The organism is Hymenobacter segetis (assembly GCF_038448715.1).
Classification (GTDB): Bacteria; Bacteroidota; Bacteroidia; order Cytophagales; family Hymenobacteraceae; genus Hymenobacter; species Hymenobacter segetis.
In genome coordinates, this window is the sequence record NZ_JBCEVZ010000004.1 from 1 (window position 1) to 16,440 (window position 16,440).

Annotated in this window: 15 protein-coding genes; 7 read left to right on the forward strand and 8 right to left on the reverse strand. The window is 59.7% G+C overall.

Annotated features, from left to right (window positions below; translation table 11 throughout):
- The first annotated feature begins 98 nt into the window (after window positions 1-98).
- Both rodA and AAFH49_RS02765 read left to right on the forward strand, forming a co-directional pair.
- Window positions 99-1,505, forward strand: coding sequence for a rod shape-determining protein RodA (gene rodA / locus AAFH49_RS02760; RefSeq protein WP_342295997.1), 1,407 nt, complete (start codon window positions 99-101; stop codon window positions 1,503-1,505).
- A 389-nt stretch (window positions 1,506-1,894) separates the two neighbouring features.
- A complete protein-coding gene (locus tag AAFH49_RS02765; protein WP_342295842.1) occupies window positions 1,895-2,842 on the forward strand; it encodes a hypothetical protein in 948 nt (315 codons plus the stop codon).
- Between the two features lie 63 nt (window positions 2,843-2,905).
- Here AAFH49_RS02765 and AAFH49_RS02770 read toward each other — a convergent pair whose 3' ends face one another.
- Window positions 2,906-4,087 carry a hypothetical protein gene (locus AAFH49_RS02770; RefSeq protein WP_342295843.1) on the reverse strand — a complete coding sequence of 394 codons (1,182 nt, stop codon included), beginning with the start codon at window positions 4,085-4,087 and terminating at the stop codon, window positions 2,906-2,908.
- A gap of 37 nt (window positions 4,088-4,124) precedes the next feature.
- On the opposite strand from AAFH49_RS02770, the gene AAFH49_RS02775 reads away from it, so the two are divergent.
- The 4 genes from AAFH49_RS02775 (at window position 4,125) to recO (ending at window position 8,523) form a co-directional block, all read left to right on the forward strand.
- Window positions 4,125-4,463 (forward strand): 2Fe-2S iron-sulfur cluster-binding protein, encoded by a 339-nt coding sequence (locus tag AAFH49_RS02775; protein WP_342295844.1) that lies wholly within the window; start codon window positions 4,125-4,127, stop codon window positions 4,461-4,463.
- Between the two features lie 151 nt (window positions 4,464-4,614).
- Complete coding sequence (locus tag AAFH49_RS02780; RefSeq protein WP_342295846.1) at window positions 4,615-5,241, forward strand: thymidine kinase; 627 nt, start codon at window positions 4,615-4,617, stop codon at window positions 5,239-5,241.
- A gap of 71 nt (window positions 5,242-5,312) precedes the next feature.
- Window positions 5,313-7,703, forward strand: coding sequence for a type IX secretion system anionic LPS delivery protein PorZ (gene porZ / locus AAFH49_RS02785; protein WP_342295848.1), 2,391 nt, complete (start codon window positions 5,313-5,315; stop codon window positions 7,701-7,703).
- A gap of 100 nt (window positions 7,704-7,803) precedes the next feature.
- Window positions 7,804-8,523: a DNA repair protein RecO gene (recO, locus tag AAFH49_RS02790; protein WP_342295851.1), complete on the forward strand. Its 720-nt coding sequence runs from the start codon at window positions 7,804-7,806 to the stop codon at window positions 8,521-8,523.
- Between the two features lie 91 nt (window positions 8,524-8,614).
- On the opposite strand, the gene AAFH49_RS02795 is transcribed toward recO, so the two are convergent.
- The 5 genes from AAFH49_RS02795 to AAFH49_RS02815 form a co-directional block, all read right to left on the reverse strand.
- On the reverse strand, window positions 8,615-9,568 hold the full coding sequence (locus AAFH49_RS02795) for an FKBP-type peptidyl-prolyl cis-trans isomerase (RefSeq protein ID WP_342295853.1): 954 nt from the start codon (window positions 9,566-9,568) through the stop codon (window positions 8,615-8,617).
- Between the two features lie 44 nt (window positions 9,569-9,612).
- The gene (locus tag AAFH49_RS02800; protein ID WP_342295855.1) at window positions 9,613-10,134 is read right to left on the reverse strand and encodes an FKBP-type peptidyl-prolyl cis-trans isomerase; all 522 of its coding nucleotides are present in this window, start codon (window positions 10,132-10,134) and stop codon (window positions 9,613-9,615) included.
- Window positions 10,135-10,144: 10 nt separating this feature from the next.
- Complete coding sequence (locus AAFH49_RS02805; RefSeq protein WP_342295856.1) at window positions 10,145-10,741, reverse strand: FKBP-type peptidyl-prolyl cis-trans isomerase; 597 nt, start codon at window positions 10,739-10,741, stop codon at window positions 10,145-10,147.
- An 89-nt stretch (window positions 10,742-10,830) separates the two neighbouring features.
- A complete protein-coding gene (locus AAFH49_RS02810) occupies window positions 10,831-11,874 on the reverse strand; it encodes an FKBP-type peptidyl-prolyl cis-trans isomerase (RefSeq protein WP_342295858.1) in 1,044 nt (347 codons plus the stop codon).
- A 37-nt stretch (window positions 11,875-11,911) separates the two neighbouring features.
- Window positions 11,912-12,958, reverse strand: coding sequence for a DHH family phosphoesterase (locus AAFH49_RS02815; RefSeq protein ID WP_342295860.1), 1,047 nt, complete (start codon window positions 12,956-12,958; stop codon window positions 11,912-11,914).
- Between the two features lie 226 nt (window positions 12,959-13,184).
- On the opposite strand from AAFH49_RS02815, the gene AAFH49_RS02820 reads away from it, so the two are divergent.
- Complete coding sequence (locus AAFH49_RS02820) at window positions 13,185-13,595, forward strand: nucleoside-diphosphate kinase (RefSeq protein ID WP_342295861.1); 411 nt, start codon at window positions 13,185-13,187, stop codon at window positions 13,593-13,595.
- Window positions 13,596-13,704: 109 nt separating this feature from the next.
- Here the strand turns inward: AAFH49_RS02820 and AAFH49_RS02825 are convergent, their stop codons facing one another.
- Both AAFH49_RS02825 and AAFH49_RS02830 read right to left on the reverse strand, forming a co-directional pair.
- Entirely contained in the window at window positions 13,705-14,991 is a 1,287-nt protein-coding gene (locus tag AAFH49_RS02825) for a nucleoside permease (RefSeq protein WP_342295863.1), read from the reverse strand.
- Window positions 14,992-15,139: 148 nt separating this feature from the next.
- Window positions 15,140-16,270 (reverse strand): alkene reductase, encoded by a 1,131-nt coding sequence (locus AAFH49_RS02830; RefSeq protein ID WP_342295865.1) that lies wholly within the window; start codon window positions 16,268-16,270, stop codon window positions 15,140-15,142.
- Window positions 16,271-16,440 lie beyond the last annotated feature (170 nt).

Consider the following 16,440-nt stretch of genomic DNA (forward strand, 5'->3'; position numbering starts at 1 on the left):
CGAACAGAGCCGTTAAGCCCCGGTGCGCCTATGGTACTGCCTTCACCGGTGGGAGAGTCGGTCGCCGCCAACCTTTTACAAGGAAAATCCCCTCTTGGATGCTTTCACCAGCAATCAAGTGGGGATTTTTGCTTTTGGACTTGATTGGATTAAAAGTGCTAAGATTATACTATCGTATTTTTGTAAGCTTATTCATATTTACATTATTTGTGCAAGTTTCTCCCGCACGTTATAGCCGAAGCATTGATTGGGTCACAGTATTGCTTTATGTGGTACTTGTTGGCATTGGGTGGGTTTGTATTTATGCATCAAGCTATTCGCCGGATGCGCCAGCAAACCCTTTGAGCAGCTTGAGCTTTGAAAAGCTGATGGCTTTTAACTGGTTTAAGCAATTATTGTGGATTGCTACGGCCGTTGTGTTGATTGTGGTGCTATTGGTAGTTGATTATAAGGCGTACGATACTTTAGCCTATGCATTATATGCGGGCATGATTGTGCTGCTGTTGGTGACGATGGTGGTGGCGCGGCCGATTGCCGGGTCGCGTTCTTGGCTGGAATTAGGGCCTGTGAGGCTGCAGCCGGCGGAGTTTGCAAAATTTACGACCGCGCTGGCGGCTTCGCGCTTTATGGCGAGCATTAATCTGAGGTATCAGGACTGGCGTGACCAGTTGATATTGGCGGGGATTACCCTGCTACCACCGCTGCTGATTGTGGCATCGAATGAATCGGGGCAGGCATTGGTTTTTGGAGCTTTGTTGCTGGCTTATTTTCGGGAGGGAATGTCGCCGTTGATATTGCTGCTACTGGCGGTGGCAGGCATTGTGCTGATATTAGCTTTAGTGGTGCCGAAAATGTGGCTGGTAGCGGCTTTTACGGTGATGCTATTGGCGGTGCTGGGATTGAATCGGCGAATTCTGAGGCACCATTTGCCGCTGGCGATTGGCGTGTGGGTGGCGGTGATTGGGATGGTGGTGGGAGTGGACTTCTTTTATAACCACGTACTGCAGCCTCATCAGCGGCAGCGAATTGAAATACTTATCAATCCTTCTTCGGACCCGTTGGGCAAGGGGTGGAATGTGACTCAGAGCAAGATTGCCATCGGGTCGGGAGGATTGGTGGGGAAGGGATTTCTGCAAGGGACGCAGACTAAGTTCGATTTTGTGCCTGAGCAGAGCACTGACTTCATCTTCTGTACGGTTGGGGAAGAGTTTGGCTGGATGGGAAGTCTGGTGGTAATCGGGCTTTATATGACCTTGCTGTGGCGCATTATTTATGTGGCTGAGCGGCAGAAATCGGTGTTTGGGCGCACGTATGGGTATTGCGTGGCGAGTGTACTGTTCTTCCATATCACGGTGAACATGGGCATGACGATGGGGCTGGCCCCGGTGGTGGGCATTCCGTTGCCGTTCTTCAGCTATGGAGGGTCTTCACTGTGGTCGTTTACTATTTTGTTGTTTAGCCTGCTAGCGCTGGATGCTTATCGTAAGCAGGATTTGGTGCGCTGATGGGAAAAGCACATGTGCCGGGCTGGGTATGGGCGGTGCTGGTGGGCGCACACGTACTGATGTTGAGTTGGGTACTATACCAAGGCAATTGGGCCTTTGTGGATACTGGCCGCTACATTCAGGCAGCGGATAACCTGTGTCGGTACGGGGAGCTTTATGCCAGGCCCTGGCCTATGATGGCACCGAGTGGGCAGGCGGTGCAGGAGTTCACGATTCGGCCGGTGGGTTACCCGCTGGCTATACTGGGACTAGGAGGAACCGGTGGGTGGCCGGTAATGCTGCTAGTGGTTCAGAATATGCTCAGCCTGCTAAACGTTGGACTCATTATGCGATGGTGGGGCCGATGGGCAAGCCCGAGTTCTCGGGATTGGGTGCTGGCGGTAGCAGCTGTGCTGACTTTTCCGGCGCAGCTCATCTACGCGAGTGCGGTGATGAGTGAAACGCTGCTGCAAACGGCGGTACTCGGCATTGCCATTGCTGCGCTGGCGTTTATTCACTCTCCCCGGCTGCGGTATTGGGCGGGCGGGGCGGTAGCCGCGATTGCCGCTTTGCTGCTAAAGCCGGTTTTTTATCCGTTGGCTTTTGTGGTTGCGGTGCTGGCAGTAGGGGTGGGGTGGCGCTATCGCCGTCCGGCAGTGGCGGCTGTTGGCTTGCTACCCGTGTTGGTGGTGGGGCTGTATATGCTCTGGAACCAGCAGCGGACGGGGTATTTTCATTTCTCCAGCATTGCAGAAATCAACTTGCTGCAATACAACGCGGCGGGGGTATTGCGGCAGATTGCCGGGCCGGAAGTCGAAGAAAAATGGGTGACACAGGTAATCGACCAAGCGAATGCGGCACCAGATTTTGCGGCGCGGCAGCATTTTATTCAGGCCCAAGCGGGTGCAATGCTGACTGCGCATATTGGCTTGTATGCGCGGCAGCATGTGCAAGGAATGGCGGCGTTATTCCTAGACCCGGGTCGGTTCGATTTGAGCCATCTGCTGGGCTGGCTACCGCCCGCTGGTGGGGGCTTGTTGACGCAGGCGCGGCAGGGCCGGCTGTGGCAGGCCGCTACTAACCTGCCTTGGGGGCAATTGAGCTTGTTGGGATTGATATTGCTGGCGAACGTAGCCCGGTTAGGGGCTGCCGTGCGTGGTTTTTATCGAATGAAGCATGGTAACGCCGCATGGCGGTACGGGCGCTGGGTAGCCGCTGGGCTGCTGCTGTATGTGGCAGCCCTGACGGGGCCATTGGGGGCGGCGCGGTTTCTGGTGCCGGTGTGGCCGTTGCTGCTGGCGCTGGCGCTGGCCGGGCTCAGGTGGCCGCAACCAATGCCGCGAAAGCAAGAAAGCTAGCCGGGTTGCGGCTAGCCTTCTTGGGTAAAAATGACTCGATGCGGGAAAGCGCCGGGCTTATTGCTACGCGAATTTGCGCTCAATCAGCTTCAAGAGCTTGTTGACGTGCTCTTCCTTGCGGCTCCAGTCGTAGCGTTGCGAGAGGTCGGCGGTGACGTAGGCACGGGCCTGGTCGATGGTGGGCAGGGAATCGAGGTGCTGGATGGCGGCGTGGTAATCCATGTTTTCGCCGTTGAACAGCTCGTTGATGAAGCTGAAGCGCTGGTTGATGGAAATGGCTTCACGCAGGGTATCAACTTTAGGGCCGGCGCGCTCGGCCAGCGAAGTGGGGGCTGCCGTGGCGCGGAGGGTTTCGGCTAAAGCAGGGGCAGCTTGCTGGCCGGCTTTCAGCTTTTCGTGCAAGGGGACGCTGGCGGAGTCAGTGTCTGGTAAAGGACGGGCCGGGGTTTCGACAGTGGGTGCGGGCTTGGGAGTAGCTGGCGCGGCTGGCTGCGGCAGCTCTTCCCTGGAGGGCGCGACGAATGTGGGAGGCGCTACCATCGGAACCGGAGCGGGTGTGGGGACGGCAACTGGCTCTTCGACCCGCAGCGGCGTGGCGGCAACGGATACCGGGCCATCTTCCAGCAGGTCGGCGGTGGTGAGGGGCAACAAGGTGCTGAGCTCAGTGACGAGGCGCTGCATGGGCTGATGGGCCTTGTAGTTAGCCGCATGGTAGAGCTCGAACCGATGCGTGAGGAAATCGCGGCTGAGGTCGTCGCTCACGGGCAGGCTATCGACAAAACCCTGGTAAAAGGCTTTGTCTACGTCGAAATAGCGCAGATTATCGCGCAGCCCCGCCAGGGCCGGCTTTTCGGCATTGCCGAGCAGCAGGCGCTGAAAGCTGTCTGCCGGGTCGGCCACAATGCCGAGGGTATCGGCGGCGGCCTGGGCCAGTAGTGGTTCAAAAGTGGCGCGATTCAGGCTGATGTGACGCGAAAGCACATTCATGAACTGGGCCAGGGCAGCCTGCACTGGCGCGGCCTCAAAATCGAAATAGGCGCTACGCAGGCGGGCGGTTTCGGCTTGCCACTGGCCTAGCAGCTGGCGGATAACCAATAAGTTGAGCTGGCGAACGGGGGTGAACTTGAGCACGGCGGCGCCGTCGAGGGTGGCGGTGGGCTGGGGGCCGAAGTGCTGGTCGCAGAGCCGGGCGGCCAGACGGCGGCCATACTGTGCACACTTGGCGAGGCTATATTTGTCGTTCATAAAAAGGCCGGGTTTCGGTGGCCGAAGTTAGGCACAAATGCCCCTCTTGACGATTGAAAACTTGCCCGGCGCGGCCGTGAACGTACCCGCCGGGGCCACTTTGCTGGCCGCGTTGCAAGCCGCGGGCCACGACTGGATGCACGCCTGCGGGGCCAAAGGGCGCTGCACCACTTGCCGCTTACAACTGCGGGCCGGCCAGGAGAACCTGAGCCCGCTCACGGCGGCCGAGCTACGCTACCAGGCCGCCGGCCGGCTCCGGCCCGATGAGCGCCTGACCTGCCAGGCCCAGCTGCCCGCCGGCAATGCCACTGGCCGGGTTCCCGAAGCCACTAAACTGCCCCACGTGCGGTACGACGAAGGACAAGCTGCCGGTTAATTAAAATAATGGCTGGGCCGCGCAGGGAGATAAAGGCAGGCGTTCAGAACGTTTGCTCATGCGGGGCCGGGGGCGGTGGCAATAATGAGCGTCACCCTTGGCGGTTCGTTCCTAACTTTAGGATTCAAAACCACCCAAGCCCGCCCGTATTTTGTTTATTGAACCCCGCGTCGGAAACCGCCACAATGCCCCCCGCCGGGGCTGGATTGAAGTGGTGTGTGGCTCCATGTTTTCGGGCAAAACCGAAGAACTGATTCGCCGCCTCACCCGGGCCCGCATTGCGCGGCAGCGGGTCGAAATCTTTAAGCCCGCACTCGATACGCGCTACCATGCCGAAGACGTGGTGAGCCACAACGCAGCCCGCATCCGCTCGACGCCGGTGGCCATTGCCTCGGAAATCCTGCTGCTCGCGGCCGGGTCCGACGTGGTGGGCATCGACGAAGGCCAGTTTTTTGATGATTCGCTGGTGGACGTGTGCGCGCAGCTGGCCAACAACGGCACCCGTGTCATCGTGGCCGGGCTCGATATGGACTACCTGGGGCGTCCCTTCGGCCCCATGCCGGCCCTGCTGGCCACGGCCGAGTACGTGACCAAGGTGCACGCCGTGTGCGTGTGCTGCGGCGAAATTGCGTCGTATTCCTACCGCATCGCGGCCAGTGCGAGCCAGGTGTTGCTGGGCGAAACCGACTCGTACGAAGCCCGCTGCCGGCCGTGTTTTCTGGAGGGAATGCAGGCCAAAGAACCTGCGCCGGAAGCCAGCTCGGCCGCTGCGCACTAAATTTCGGGGTGCAGCGTTGGCAACGGCAGCCCTGCTGCTTTCTATCCTTATTTTGAGCTTTTGCTGAGCGTATGTCCCACTTTTTCCGTTGTTTGCTGGGGTTGACTGGCCTGTTTCTGGGCGCGAGTGCTGCCTTTGCCCAAAGCACCGTCGGCTACGGCGACTGGCAAATGCACCTTCCGACCAACCATCCCCTGCTGCTGGCCGATGCCGGTAACCGGCTGTATGTGGCTACGGAAAATGCCTTTTACTTTCTGGATAAGTCCCAGAATACCACCCAAGTACTGTCGCGCCGCGACGGCCTGAATGACGTAATGGTGCGGGCCCTGGCCTATGATTCGGTGACCAAGCAAACGGTGCTGGGATATAACAATGCCAATATTGACGTGCTGCGGCCCGATGGCAGTGTGCGCAACATAAACGATGTGCTGCGCAAGCTGGGGCAGGGCGGCATTCAGGCGGGCGACCGACCAATCAATCGGATATCAATCGGCAACGGCAAGGCCTATGTATCGGCTACTTTCGGGGTGGTCGTTATTGATTTGGCGAAGCTGGAAATCACGGACACGTACAGTAACATTGGCCCGGGAGGCACAACCGTGAGCGTCTATGATGCTGCTTCGACGGGGGGCTACCTGTACCTGGCTACCTCAATCGGCCTGATGCGCGGCTCATTAACCGCGAATTTGCTGGACTACCGCAGTTGGACCACTTCGCTGCCCGTGCCGCTGAATCCCAACCCCAATACGCCGAATTACCGGTTATTGGCCGCTTACAATGGCCAGGTGTACGCCGCCATTGACGGGGCGGGGGTTTATAGATATACAGCCACCGCCTGGCAGTCAGTGCCGAATACGTATGCGGGGCAGTTCCGCGGTATGCGCTCCAGCAGTATCGGGGTGTTGACTATTGATGACAATGCCGGTGTGCGCCGCGTTGACTTCGACCGCAACGGTACGGTGGCTGTTGTGGTGCCCCCGCCAACGTCCAGCTATATGCAGGATGCCCTGCGGGCACGCGATGGCAGCTATTACGTGACGAATTATGGGCAAGGCTTGCAGCGGGTGCAGGCCGGCACCGGTCAGGTTATCGATTCGTTTGTAGCCAATGGACCGGGAAGTAGTCTGGCATTCAGTATATTGGCTGATAGTCACACGAATATCGTCGATGTATTCACGGGGGGCTATGGCGAGCGTTACGCACCTAATTACTTTCGGGCCGGCTTTTACGAATACAGTGGGGGGCAATGGAGCAATTACAACCCCCCAAAACTGCCGGGCGAGACGAGCCCAGAGCCCAATTTGCTGAGCCCCGTGCGTGGTACCCGCACGCCCGACGGCACGCTATACGTAGGGGCCAATGGCGGCGGGCTGCTGGAGTGGAAAGGCCCCAACCAGTTGCGGCAGTTTGGCCAGGGCCTCCCGAGCAACAGTCCCCTCATCGGTACGTTTGGGTTCGGAAATAACCGGGTGGAGGTAACGGATGTGGCGGCCACGCCCGAAGGCAAAGTCTGGGTGGTGAACCGGCATTTGCTGCCCGGTAGCTCGGGCTTGTTCATCTTGGACCCGGCCACTACCACCTGGCAGATTATCCCCTGGGTGCCTCATTTGCAGGAGCTTGAGCGGATTGTGCTCGATAACAACGGCTACGCCTGGGCATCGGTATCGCGCAAAACGGACCCTTCCGGTACCGGGCCGGCCATTGGCATCTACGCCGTGGACCCCGCCACCACCAATCCCAATCCACCGCGCCTGTTCACGTCCGGCACCGGCCTGCCCGACAACCAGATTTACGAGCTAGCCAAAGACCGGCGCGGCTATATCTGGGCGGCCACCATCAAGGGCGTGGCGGTGTTTAATGACCCGAGCGGGCCGTTCCTGTCCACGACCGGGTTCACGCTGCCGGTGGTACGGCGCGGCGAGGGCACGGGCTTCCCGGCGCTGTTTAGCGAAGCCGTACGGACGCTGGCCGTTGATGGGGCCGACCGCAAGTGGTTCGGGACCGATAACGGCCTGTGGCTGTTCAGTCCCGATGCCGACGAGGCGCTGCTGCACTTCACCACCGCCAACAGCCCCTTGCCCTCCAACATGATTGTGGACGTGAAGGTGAACGACAAAACCGGCGAAGTATGGGTGGCCACCCAGGCTGGCGTGGTGGCCTTCCGGGGCTCGGCCACCGTGACCGAGGGCGAGCCAAACTGTACGGCCGTGTTTCCCAACCCCGTGCGGCCGGGTTTCCAGGGCCTGGTCGGCATCACGGGCCTGGCCAATAACGCGCTGGTGAAAATTACCGACGTGGCGGGCCACCTCGTGTACGCCACCACGGCCACCGGCGGGGCCGTTACCTGGAACCTGACCACGCCCGATGGTCAGCGCGTGCGGTCGGGCATTTACCTCGTCCTGTCGTCGGATGCGGATGGCAAAAACGGCTGCGTGAGCAAAGTGGCTGTACTCAGTAAATGAGTTGAGAATGTGTGAAGGGGGGAAATGTGCGTAATACCACTGGCAAGCCAATTACAAGCTGCCACATTTTCCACATTCTTACATTGCCACATTAAATAGTATGCTGATTAAGACGCGGGGCATTGTCCTCAGTTACCTCAAATACCGCGAAACGAGTATTATCGCCCGGGTATACACCGAGCGGTTGGGCGTGCAGACCTATGTGGTGAACGGCGTGCGCAAAGCCAAGCCACCGGGCCGCATTGCCCTGTTTCAACCCTTCACGCTGCTGGAGTTGGTGGCCTACGTGGCCCGGGGTAGCAGCGGCCTCACGCGGCTGTCGGAGTTTCGGTGCGCCGAGCCCTTCCAGACGTTGCCCTACGATGTGCACAAGAGTAGCGTGGTGCTGTTTCTGTCGGAAGTAGTGGGCCGGGCCGTGCGCGAGGAAGAGCAGAACGAACCGCTGTTTCAGTTCCTGCACGACTCCATTCTGGCCTTTGACCGGCAAGAAGCAGGCAGCGAAAACTTCGCGCTGGTGTTTCTGCTGCAATTAGCGGCTTATCTGGGCTTCGGCATTAGCTCCGGCAGTGAATTGACCGACCAGGTGATTATGGCGGGCCACGCGGCCACCGCCAAAGGCGTGACCGGGCCGGCCACCCTGCGGCTGCACGAGTTCGATGGCTATTTCGATGAACTGCTGCGCGACTCCGCCACCAGTACCATCCCCAACGGCCGCGTGCGCCACGAACTGCTGAACGTGCTCATCCGCTACTACCAGCTGCACGTGGAGCAGATGGGCGAAATTCGCTCGCTCGAAATCCTGTCGCAGGTTCTTAATTAGAAAACCAGCCTTTCCCGGCCAGAAGCCAACTGCTCATATAACAGTTGACTTCCGGCCGGGAAAGGCTGGTTTTTCTTTACGTTATAGCGGGTTATTTAAAGTCAACCAACTCTACTTCGAAGCGGAGCACGGCGTTGGCGGGAATATCGGCACCAGCGCCGCGAGGGCCGTAGGCCAGAGGCGAGGGGATGAGCAATACCGCCTTGCTGCCCTTGTTGAGCATAGCAATGCCCTGGTCCCAGCCCGGAATGACCTGGCCCTGGCCCAACACGAAAGAAATGGGCTCGTTGCCGTGTTTGGCCGAAGAGTCGAATTCCTGGCCTGTGGCCAGCACCGTGCCCCGGTAGAGTACGCGCACGGTCTGGCCGGTTTTGGGCGTAGCGCCGGTACCGAGCTTTTTGAGGATGTAGTAGGTGCCGCCCGTCGTTTTCTTGGCCGTGGCCTTGTTCTTTTTTAGGTAGGCCTGAATGGCGGCCACGTCCTTGGTCATTTGGGCTGCCGCCAGGGCTTTGCCCTGCCGAGCGCTTTCCTCCTGCATCTTCTGGTGGCGGGCCGTCATTTCGGCCATCGTAACGAGTTCGCGGGCACTGGCCAATACTACCAGCGTGTTGCCGCTCTTGCGCAGAAACGGCGGCACGGGCTGGCGGAAGGTTTTCGCGAATATGGTATCGGCCGGAAAGCGGAAGATGGCGCTGTCGCCGGGCAGGAGCAGGCCCAAGGCCTCCTCCAGGCTGCCGGGGGTAAGCTGCGCGGGCAGGGCTACCGGCTGGGGCAGCGGCTGCATCTGGCGCGAGTTCATAAGCACCGAATCGCGCCCGGTGCGGAATTCCATAAATACCGTCAGGACCTGACCGGCGCGGCTGGCGTAGGGCGCATCGGTGGGGGCGAGGGCGCGGGGCTGGTAGCGCCCGGCCGCGTCTTTGCGGAAGAGACGGTACTCCGTGCCCGTGGGTAGACGGGAAAAATCGGTGGCCGGAGCCTGCGCATGAGCCAGCTGGGCTATACCAAACAGGGCACCGAACGCGGCAAAAAACAGGTTTCGCATTATTTTAAGTAAGTTTCTGAAAGAGTGGGTTGCGGTATTAAGCCTTACCGTACACTCATTACTTGCAGCTCGAATACCAGCTCGGTATTGGGCGGAATTAAATAACGGGAGTCATCGTCGGGGTCGCGCACGCCGGCCGCGCCGTAGGCCAGCGCGGCCGGTATCCAGGCCCGCACCCGAGAGCCCACGGGCAGCAGGGGCAGCAATTCGTCCCAACCCGCGATGACTTCCTTGCGGCCCACCCGAAACCGCACCGGCCCACCCGAGGCGGCCGTCGCATCAAAAACATGACCATCGGGCAGGAAACCGGTGTAGCGCACGGCCACGCGCTGGCCGGACTTGGGGAGCGGCCCCGGGCCGCGCTCCCGAAACACAAAACGCACCCCGCCCGGCGTAAACTGCGGAGCAAGGTGCGCGGTGTCAGCGCTGGTGCCGGCAACGGGGGCGGTAGGCGTAGTGGGTACGGCCGGCTTTGAACTGGCCTGGGCCCGGGCCGCCGGGCCGCCCAGCATTAGCAGGACCAGCAGGGTGCCCATTCCCCATCCAATGGCTGTGGTGCCGTGCATGGCGAAATGCTTAAAATACTTCGAGGATTTCCACGTCAAACATCAGGGCCGAATCGGTGGGAATGCTGGAAGAGCCCGCGGGCCCGTAGGCCAGGTAGGAGGGAATAAGCAGCAGCTTGCGGTCGCCCTGCCGCATCAGCAGCAGGCCTTCATTGAACCCGGGAATGGCCCCGCTGCCGCCCGTGAACACCACGCAGCCACACTGGGTATGGTTTTCCGATGAATTGTCGAAAATAGCGCCCTGCGGATAGTTCGGGTTGCCGTACGAAGCCGGGTAGCCCGTCGAGCCGGGATTCGCCCCGCTGCTCAGAAACCGTCCGATGTACTTCACGCGCACATTCTTGCCGGTGGTAACGGGCGTGCCGGTACCCGCCACGCTATCTACCACGTACAGGCCGGAATTGGTGCGGTGGGCTTTGGTCAGCAGGCGATGACGAACCAGGTAATTGTGAATCGTGTCTTCGTCGATGGCCTTTAGCAGATTCTGGTGCTCGGCCAGCTGCTTCTGATAGGCCGTTTGCGTGTTACAGCTCCAGAAGGCCGGAGCGGCGAGTAGCAGGCAGGCGGCCAGCACCACATGGTGGGCGCGGAGCAGAACTTTATTCATGGCGAAGAGGATAAAAAGATTCCGACCAACGGAGCCCGGGCAGCAATGCCGCGTCGCCCGTTGGCCGGAATTCAGCACTGTAAGAAAGATTATTGAACGTCAACTAGTTCCACTTCAAAGCGCAGGGGCGAATTGGCCGGAATGTCGGCACCCGCGCCACGGGTACCGTAGGCCAGCGACGAAGGAATGAGCAAAATGGCGCGGCTGCCCTTGTTGAGCAGGGCAATGCCCTCGTCCCAACCCGGAATCACAGCACCCTGGCCGAGGGGGAAGTCAATCGGCTTGCCAGCTTTGTCCGACGAGTCGAACTGCTTGCCGCTGAGCAGCGTGCCGTTGTAGTTCACGCTCACGGTCTGGCCGGCTTTGGCCGTAGCGCCGGTGCCGGGCTTCAGCACCTGATAGTAGATGCCCGAGGGCGTCTTCTGCACGGTGAGGCCGTTTTTCTTGATGTACTCCTGGAGCACGGCATCATCTTTTTTCAGCTGAGCCTGCACTTCGGGAGCAGCCATGGCCTTCGCCTGGGCATCCTTCTGAGCCTGCATCTGCTTGGCGTACTCGGGCGAGGCCATGCGCTGCTTCAACTGAGCGGCCATAGCACGCTTCTGCAGCTCGGGCTGCATAGCCTGGGCTTCGGCTTGGGTGATGAGCTTGTCGGTGGTCGATACGAACATCTGCACCACGTTGCCGCCTTTGCGCAAGAACGGAGGCACGGGCTGGCCCGACTTGGGCTTGATGAGCGAATCGACCTGGAAGCGGAACACGCCGCTGTCGCCGGGCTGGAGCATGGACAACGCCTCGTCGGGCATGCCTTTCTGCTTCAGCTCCTGCAGGGGCAGGGGCACGGGCAGGCCCACGTCGCGGCGGGTGTTCTGGAGCACCGAGTCCTTGCCGGTGCGGTACTGCATGTTGCCGAGCAGGAACTTGCCCACACGGTCTTTGTAGGTCGGGTCGCCGTCGGGGCCGATTTCGCGGCGCTCGTAGCTGCTGCCGACTTTCTTAAAAATCTTGTATTCGATGCCGGACTTGGTTTTGGCAAAGTCACCCCCGCCTTTGTTGCAGGCGGTGAGGGAAGCGAAGCTCAGCACGCCGGCCGCCAGGGCCAGCTGCCGCGCAGAGCGGGAGGAAAAACGCATGAAAATTAAAAAAGTGAGAGTCAGATAGGGTTCAAAGTTACGCTACCGGCGGCGCTACGGCAGCGGGCACACCCGTTAATTGCTCCTTGTACTCCGGTAGGATGCTGAGGAAGCGGTCCACGGTTGCATCAAGGGACAGGTAGCTGATGCCGCCAGCGGCATTGTGGTGCCCACCGCCGTCGAAGTGCTTGCGCGAGAAGTCACTGACAGAGAAGCTGCCCACCGAGCGGAAAGAAATTTTGACGGCCACGCCACGGTCGATGAAAACGGCCGCGAACTTGATGCCCTCGATGCTCAGCGCGTAGTTTACCAGGCCTTCGGTGTCGCCGGTTTTGCTCTGGTACTGGCGCAGCTCGTCCTGCGTGATGGCGATATAGGCCGTGTTGAACTCGCGGTTCACCACCAGCTTGTCTTTCAACACGAAGCCCAGAAAGCGCAGGCGGATTTCGGAATGCGAGTCGTATATGCGGCGGTGCACCGACGATAAATCGATGTTCACCTTCAGCAGCTCGGCGATAATCAAATGCACGTTGCGCGAGGTGCTGGGGTGGCGGAACGAGCCCGTATCGGTCATAATGCCCGCGTACAGCGCTTCGCCCATGCCCTTGGTGATGAGGTCCTGGTCGCCCAGGTCGCGGATGATTTCAAAGATTAGCTCGGCCGTAGCCGCCGCCGAGGGTACCGAAAACGTGATATCGGCAAAGTCCTCGGGCTCCTGGTGGTGGTCGACCAGCACCTTAGTAGCGCTGGCTACCCGGATGTATTCGCCCAACTCGTTGATGCGGCCCAGGCAGCTAAAATCGAGGCAGCAGATGACTTCGGCGCGGGCGATGAGGTCGCGCACCTGCCGGTCGTTCTGGCGCTTGTCATAAATAACTACTTCGTCGTTGCCTTCCATCCAATTGAGGAAGGCCGGATAATCAGATGGGGTGACCACCGTGACGTGGTGGCCTTTCTGCTTGAGGTAGCCGGCCCAGGCCAGTGACGAGCCCAGCGCGTCGGCGTCGGGTTTGTGGTGGGTGGTGATAACAACCTGCTTGGGCTGCGCCAGCAACGCTTGCAGCGCGGAAATTGAACTAGACATCGACAACGTGAATGGCCCGGAAACGGAACTGAGGGCCGGTGGCTTACGAATAATTGGGGCGGCAAAAGTCGGCATAAATCCGTTCCCAACAACGCACTGCCTCCGGAAGGTTCTCTCTGAGTATCTCAACAGCCGGCCAGACTCGGTCAAAGCAACCCGTGGGCTTTGGTGCTACTTTTGTGGCTCAATAATATTTTCAACACCCAATTCTCCCCCGACCAACGCAATGGCCACCAACCGCACATTCACGATGATTAAGCCCGATGCCGTTCAGGAAAACCACATTGGTGGCATCCTGAGCATGATTGAGGCCGGCGGCTTCCGCATCGTGGAGCTCCAGAAAATCAACCTCACCGCCGAGCGCGCGGGCCAGTTCTACGCCGTGCACGCCGAGCGTCCGTTCTACAACGACCTCGTGAAATACATGTCGAGCGGCCCCATCGTGGCAGCCATTCTCGAAAAAGAAAATGCTGTAGCTGACTTCCGCACCCTCATCGGCGCTACCAACCCGGCCAATGCCGAGGAAGGCACCATCCGGAAGAAGTACGCCAAGAGCATCGAAGCCAACGCCGTGCACGGTTCGGATTCGGACGAAAATGCTCAGATTGAAGGCGAGTTCTTCTTCGGCAACAAGTAATTCCGGCCGCCGCAAGGCAGCAAAAAGCCCGTTCTGCGATGCAGAGCGGGCTTTTTCTTTATACCAAAAACAGACTGTTTTTATACCAATCTTGTATTGTTGAGCTTACTTATGCCTGCTCCACCGAGAGCAACGAGTTGGCTGGCGTAGCTTCCTCAACCGGCTGCGTGGTGTGCTTGTGCTTGAAGATAAACACGAACAGCACGGCAATAACCAGCGAATAGCCAGCGAACGTGAGCCAGATGCTGTGCCAGTCCTTCACGCCGTTGGCATCGGTGAAGTAGTGCTGGATGATGAGGCCGCTAAGCGAGCTGCCCAGTACGGCCCCGAAGCCGTTGGTCATCATCATAAACAAGCCCTGCGCGCTGGCCCGGATGCTGGGCTGCGTCTGGGTTTCGACGAACAGTGAGCCCGAGATGTTGAAGAAGTCGAAAGCCATGCCGTACACAATGCACGAGAGAATAATCATCCAGAGGCCCTGGCCGGGGTTGCCGTAGGCGAACAGGCCGAAGCGCAGCACCCAGGCAATCATGCTGAAGAGCATCACCTGCTTGATGCCAAAGCGGCGCAGGAAGAACGGAATGGCAAGGATGAACAGCGTTTCCGAAATCTGCGAGATGGACATGATGATGGCCGGGTACTTTACCGTCAGGGTTTCCTGGTAGGCCGGACTCTTGTCGAAATCGTGCAGGAAAGTGTCGCCGTAGGCGTTGGTGAGCTGCAGCGCGGCACCCAGCAAAAGGGCGAAGAGGAAGAACGTGAGCATCTTGCGGTCGCGCAGAATGGCGAACGACTTAAGGCCGAGGATTTCGGCCAGGTTCTGGCTCGACGTGCTGGCCGACTGGGGCGGGCAGGCGGGCAGCGTGAACGAGTAGATGCCCAGCAGAATGGCCGCACCGGCCGCCACGTAGAACTGGCTGGCCGATTTCTCGAAGCCCAGCAGGCTTACCGTCCACATGGCCACGATGAAGCCGACGGTGCCCCACACCCGAATGGGCGGGTAGTCCTTTACCACATCAAGCCCCTGCCGTTTAAGAATGGAATACGACACGGCAATGGACAGCGCCAGCGTGGGCATGTAGAAAATCATGTTCAGCAGGATAACCCAGAAAAACGTACCGGGGTCCGTTACCTGCGGGATGGCGCACAGCACGAGGCCGCCCAGAATGTGCAGCACGCCGTAGAGCTTTTCGGCGTTCACGTACTTATCGGCCACGATGCCCATGAGCGAGGGCATGAAGATGGAAGCAATGCCCATGGTCGAGAAAATGGCGCCAAACTGGGCACCGGACCATTGCTTCGTTTGAAACCAATAAGCGCCAATCGTAATCAGCCACGAGCCCCAGATGAAGAACTGGAGGAAACTCAGGACAGTAAGGCGCAGCTTCGTATTCATGCGGGAACGGGGCAAAAGGGGGTGGGATGAGACAAATGCAAGCGCGGCGCACGAGCCACGACCGTCAAAGATAAATAAAAAAGCCCCTGCGAAGCGCCCGGTGGGGGACGAGCTTCGCAGGGGCTTCAATTAGCCGCTGGGGGCAGTTTTACGCCTCGTAGGTGGGCGAGAACGTGCCGGCGGGCTGGCCATCGGCTGTGGGGTAGTCGGTGTAGCCGTCGGCGAAACCGTTGGGGCCGGGGGCGTAGTAGGTGGCTTGGTCGCTCTCAGCCAGGGGCAGGCCTTTTTCGAGGCGCTCAACCAGGTCAGGGTTCGAGATGAACGGGCGGCCGATGGCCACGAGGTCGGCGTTGCCGGCGAGGGCGGCGTCAATCTGCTCCACGGTGGTGTAGCCGCCGCTCAGGATGAGCGTGTTGGTGAATTTCTGGCGGATGAGCGGCACTACTTCGGCCGGTACGGCGGGCGCGCCCATGCTCTGGTGGTCGACGAGGTGTACATACACAACACCGATTTTTTGCAGCTCCTCGGCCAGGTAGGCGTAGGTTTCGTCAATCTCGGGGTAGTTCGGCTGGTCGTTGAACACGCCCCAGGGCGACAGACGGATGCCGGTGCGCTCAGGGCCGATGGCTTCGGCCACGGCTTTGGTTACTTCGAGCACGAAGCGGGCGCGGTTCTGGATGCTGCCGCCGTACTCGTCGGTGCGCTGGTTGCTGGCGGGGTTCAGAAATTGCTCCAGCAGGTAGCCGTTGGCACCGTGTAGCTCCACACCATCGAAACCGGCTTCGAGGGCCAGCTTGGCACTGTTTACATACTCGTCGCGCACGCGGGCCAACTCGTCGGTGTGCAGGGCGCGAGGCGTGGGCTGGTCCTGCATCTGCTGCTGGTCGGTCCACATCTGGCCCTGGGCAGCCACGGCCGAAGGGGCAATGCCTTCGGCACCTTCGGGCAGGTTGAGGGGGTGGAACACGCGGCCGGCGTGCATCAGCTGCACGAAAATGTGGCCGCCGTGGTGGTGCACGGTTTCGGTGATGCGCTGCCAGTTAGTAACGTGCTCGGCGTTGAACAGGCCGGGAATACGGGCGTAGCCCAGACCATCGGCCGACGGCGAAACGCCTTCGGTGATGATGAGGCCGGCGGTGGCGCGCTGGCGGTAGTACTCGGCCATCAACTCGTTGGGCACGTTGCCCAGGGCGCGGCTGCGCGTCATGGGGGCCATTACGATGTGATTGGTGAGGGTGAGGTTGCCCAGTTTGGCGGGCTCAAAGGCTTTGCTTGACATAAGTGCGATTTAAGTGGCGTCGTGCGTGAGTCGCCGGGTTTGATGAAACGCGGTGATAAAGCAGGTACGTACACGAATTGTTTTCGACTGATTTTCACAAGCTGACTTCGCAATAAAAAAAGGCCCGCCTCCTGATGGAGACGGGCCTTTTCGGCAAGAATTATAAACCT

What these genes read in the sequence shown, in the direction of transcription:
- rodA (WP_342295997.1), top strand. Translation starts at nt 99, where the DNA reads ATGCTTTCACCAGCAATCAAGTGGGGATTTTTGCTTTTGGACTTGATT.
- AAFH49_RS02795 (WP_342295853.1), bottom strand. Translation starts at nt 9,568, where the DNA reads ATGCGAAACCTGTTTTTTGCCGCGTTCGGTGCCCTGTTTGGTATAGCC.
- AAFH49_RS02825 (WP_342295863.1), bottom strand. Translation starts at nt 14,991, where the DNA reads ATGAATACGAAGCTGCGCCTTACTGTCCTGAGTTTCCTCCAGTTCTTC.
- AAFH49_RS02800 (WP_342295855.1), bottom strand. Translation starts at nt 10,134, where the DNA reads ATGCACGGCACCACAGCCATTGGATGGGGAATGGGCACCCTGCTGGTC.
- AAFH49_RS02775 (WP_342295844.1), top strand. Translation starts at nt 4,125, where the DNA reads ATGCCCCTCTTGACGATTGAAAACTTGCCCGGCGCGGCCGTGAACGTA.
- AAFH49_RS02805 (WP_342295856.1), bottom strand. Translation starts at nt 10,741, where the DNA reads ATGAATAAAGTTCTGCTCCGCGCCCACCATGTGGTGCTGGCCGCCTGC.
- AAFH49_RS02810 (WP_342295858.1), bottom strand. Translation starts at nt 11,874, where the DNA reads ATGCGTTTTTCCTCCCGCTCTGCGCGGCAGCTGGCCCTGGCGGCCGGC.
- porZ (WP_342295848.1), top strand. Translation starts at nt 5,313, where the DNA reads ATGTCCCACTTTTTCCGTTGTTTGCTGGGGTTGACTGGCCTGTTTCTG.
- AAFH49_RS02830 (WP_342295865.1), bottom strand. Translation starts at nt 16,270, where the DNA reads ATGTCAAGCAAAGCCTTTGAGCCCGCCAAACTGGGCAACCTCACCCTC.
- AAFH49_RS02815 (WP_342295860.1), bottom strand. Translation starts at nt 12,958, where the DNA reads ATGTCTAGTTCAATTTCCGCGCTGCAAGCGTTGCTGGCGCAGCCCAAG.
- AAFH49_RS02770 (WP_342295843.1), bottom strand. Translation starts at nt 4,087, where the DNA reads ATGAACGACAAATATAGCCTCGCCAAGTGTGCACAGTATGGCCGCCGT.
- AAFH49_RS02820 (WP_342295861.1), top strand. Translation starts at nt 13,185, where the DNA reads ATGGCCACCAACCGCACATTCACGATGATTAAGCCCGATGCCGTTCAG.
- recO (WP_342295851.1), top strand. Translation starts at nt 7,804, where the DNA reads ATGCTGATTAAGACGCGGGGCATTGTCCTCAGTTACCTCAAATACCGC.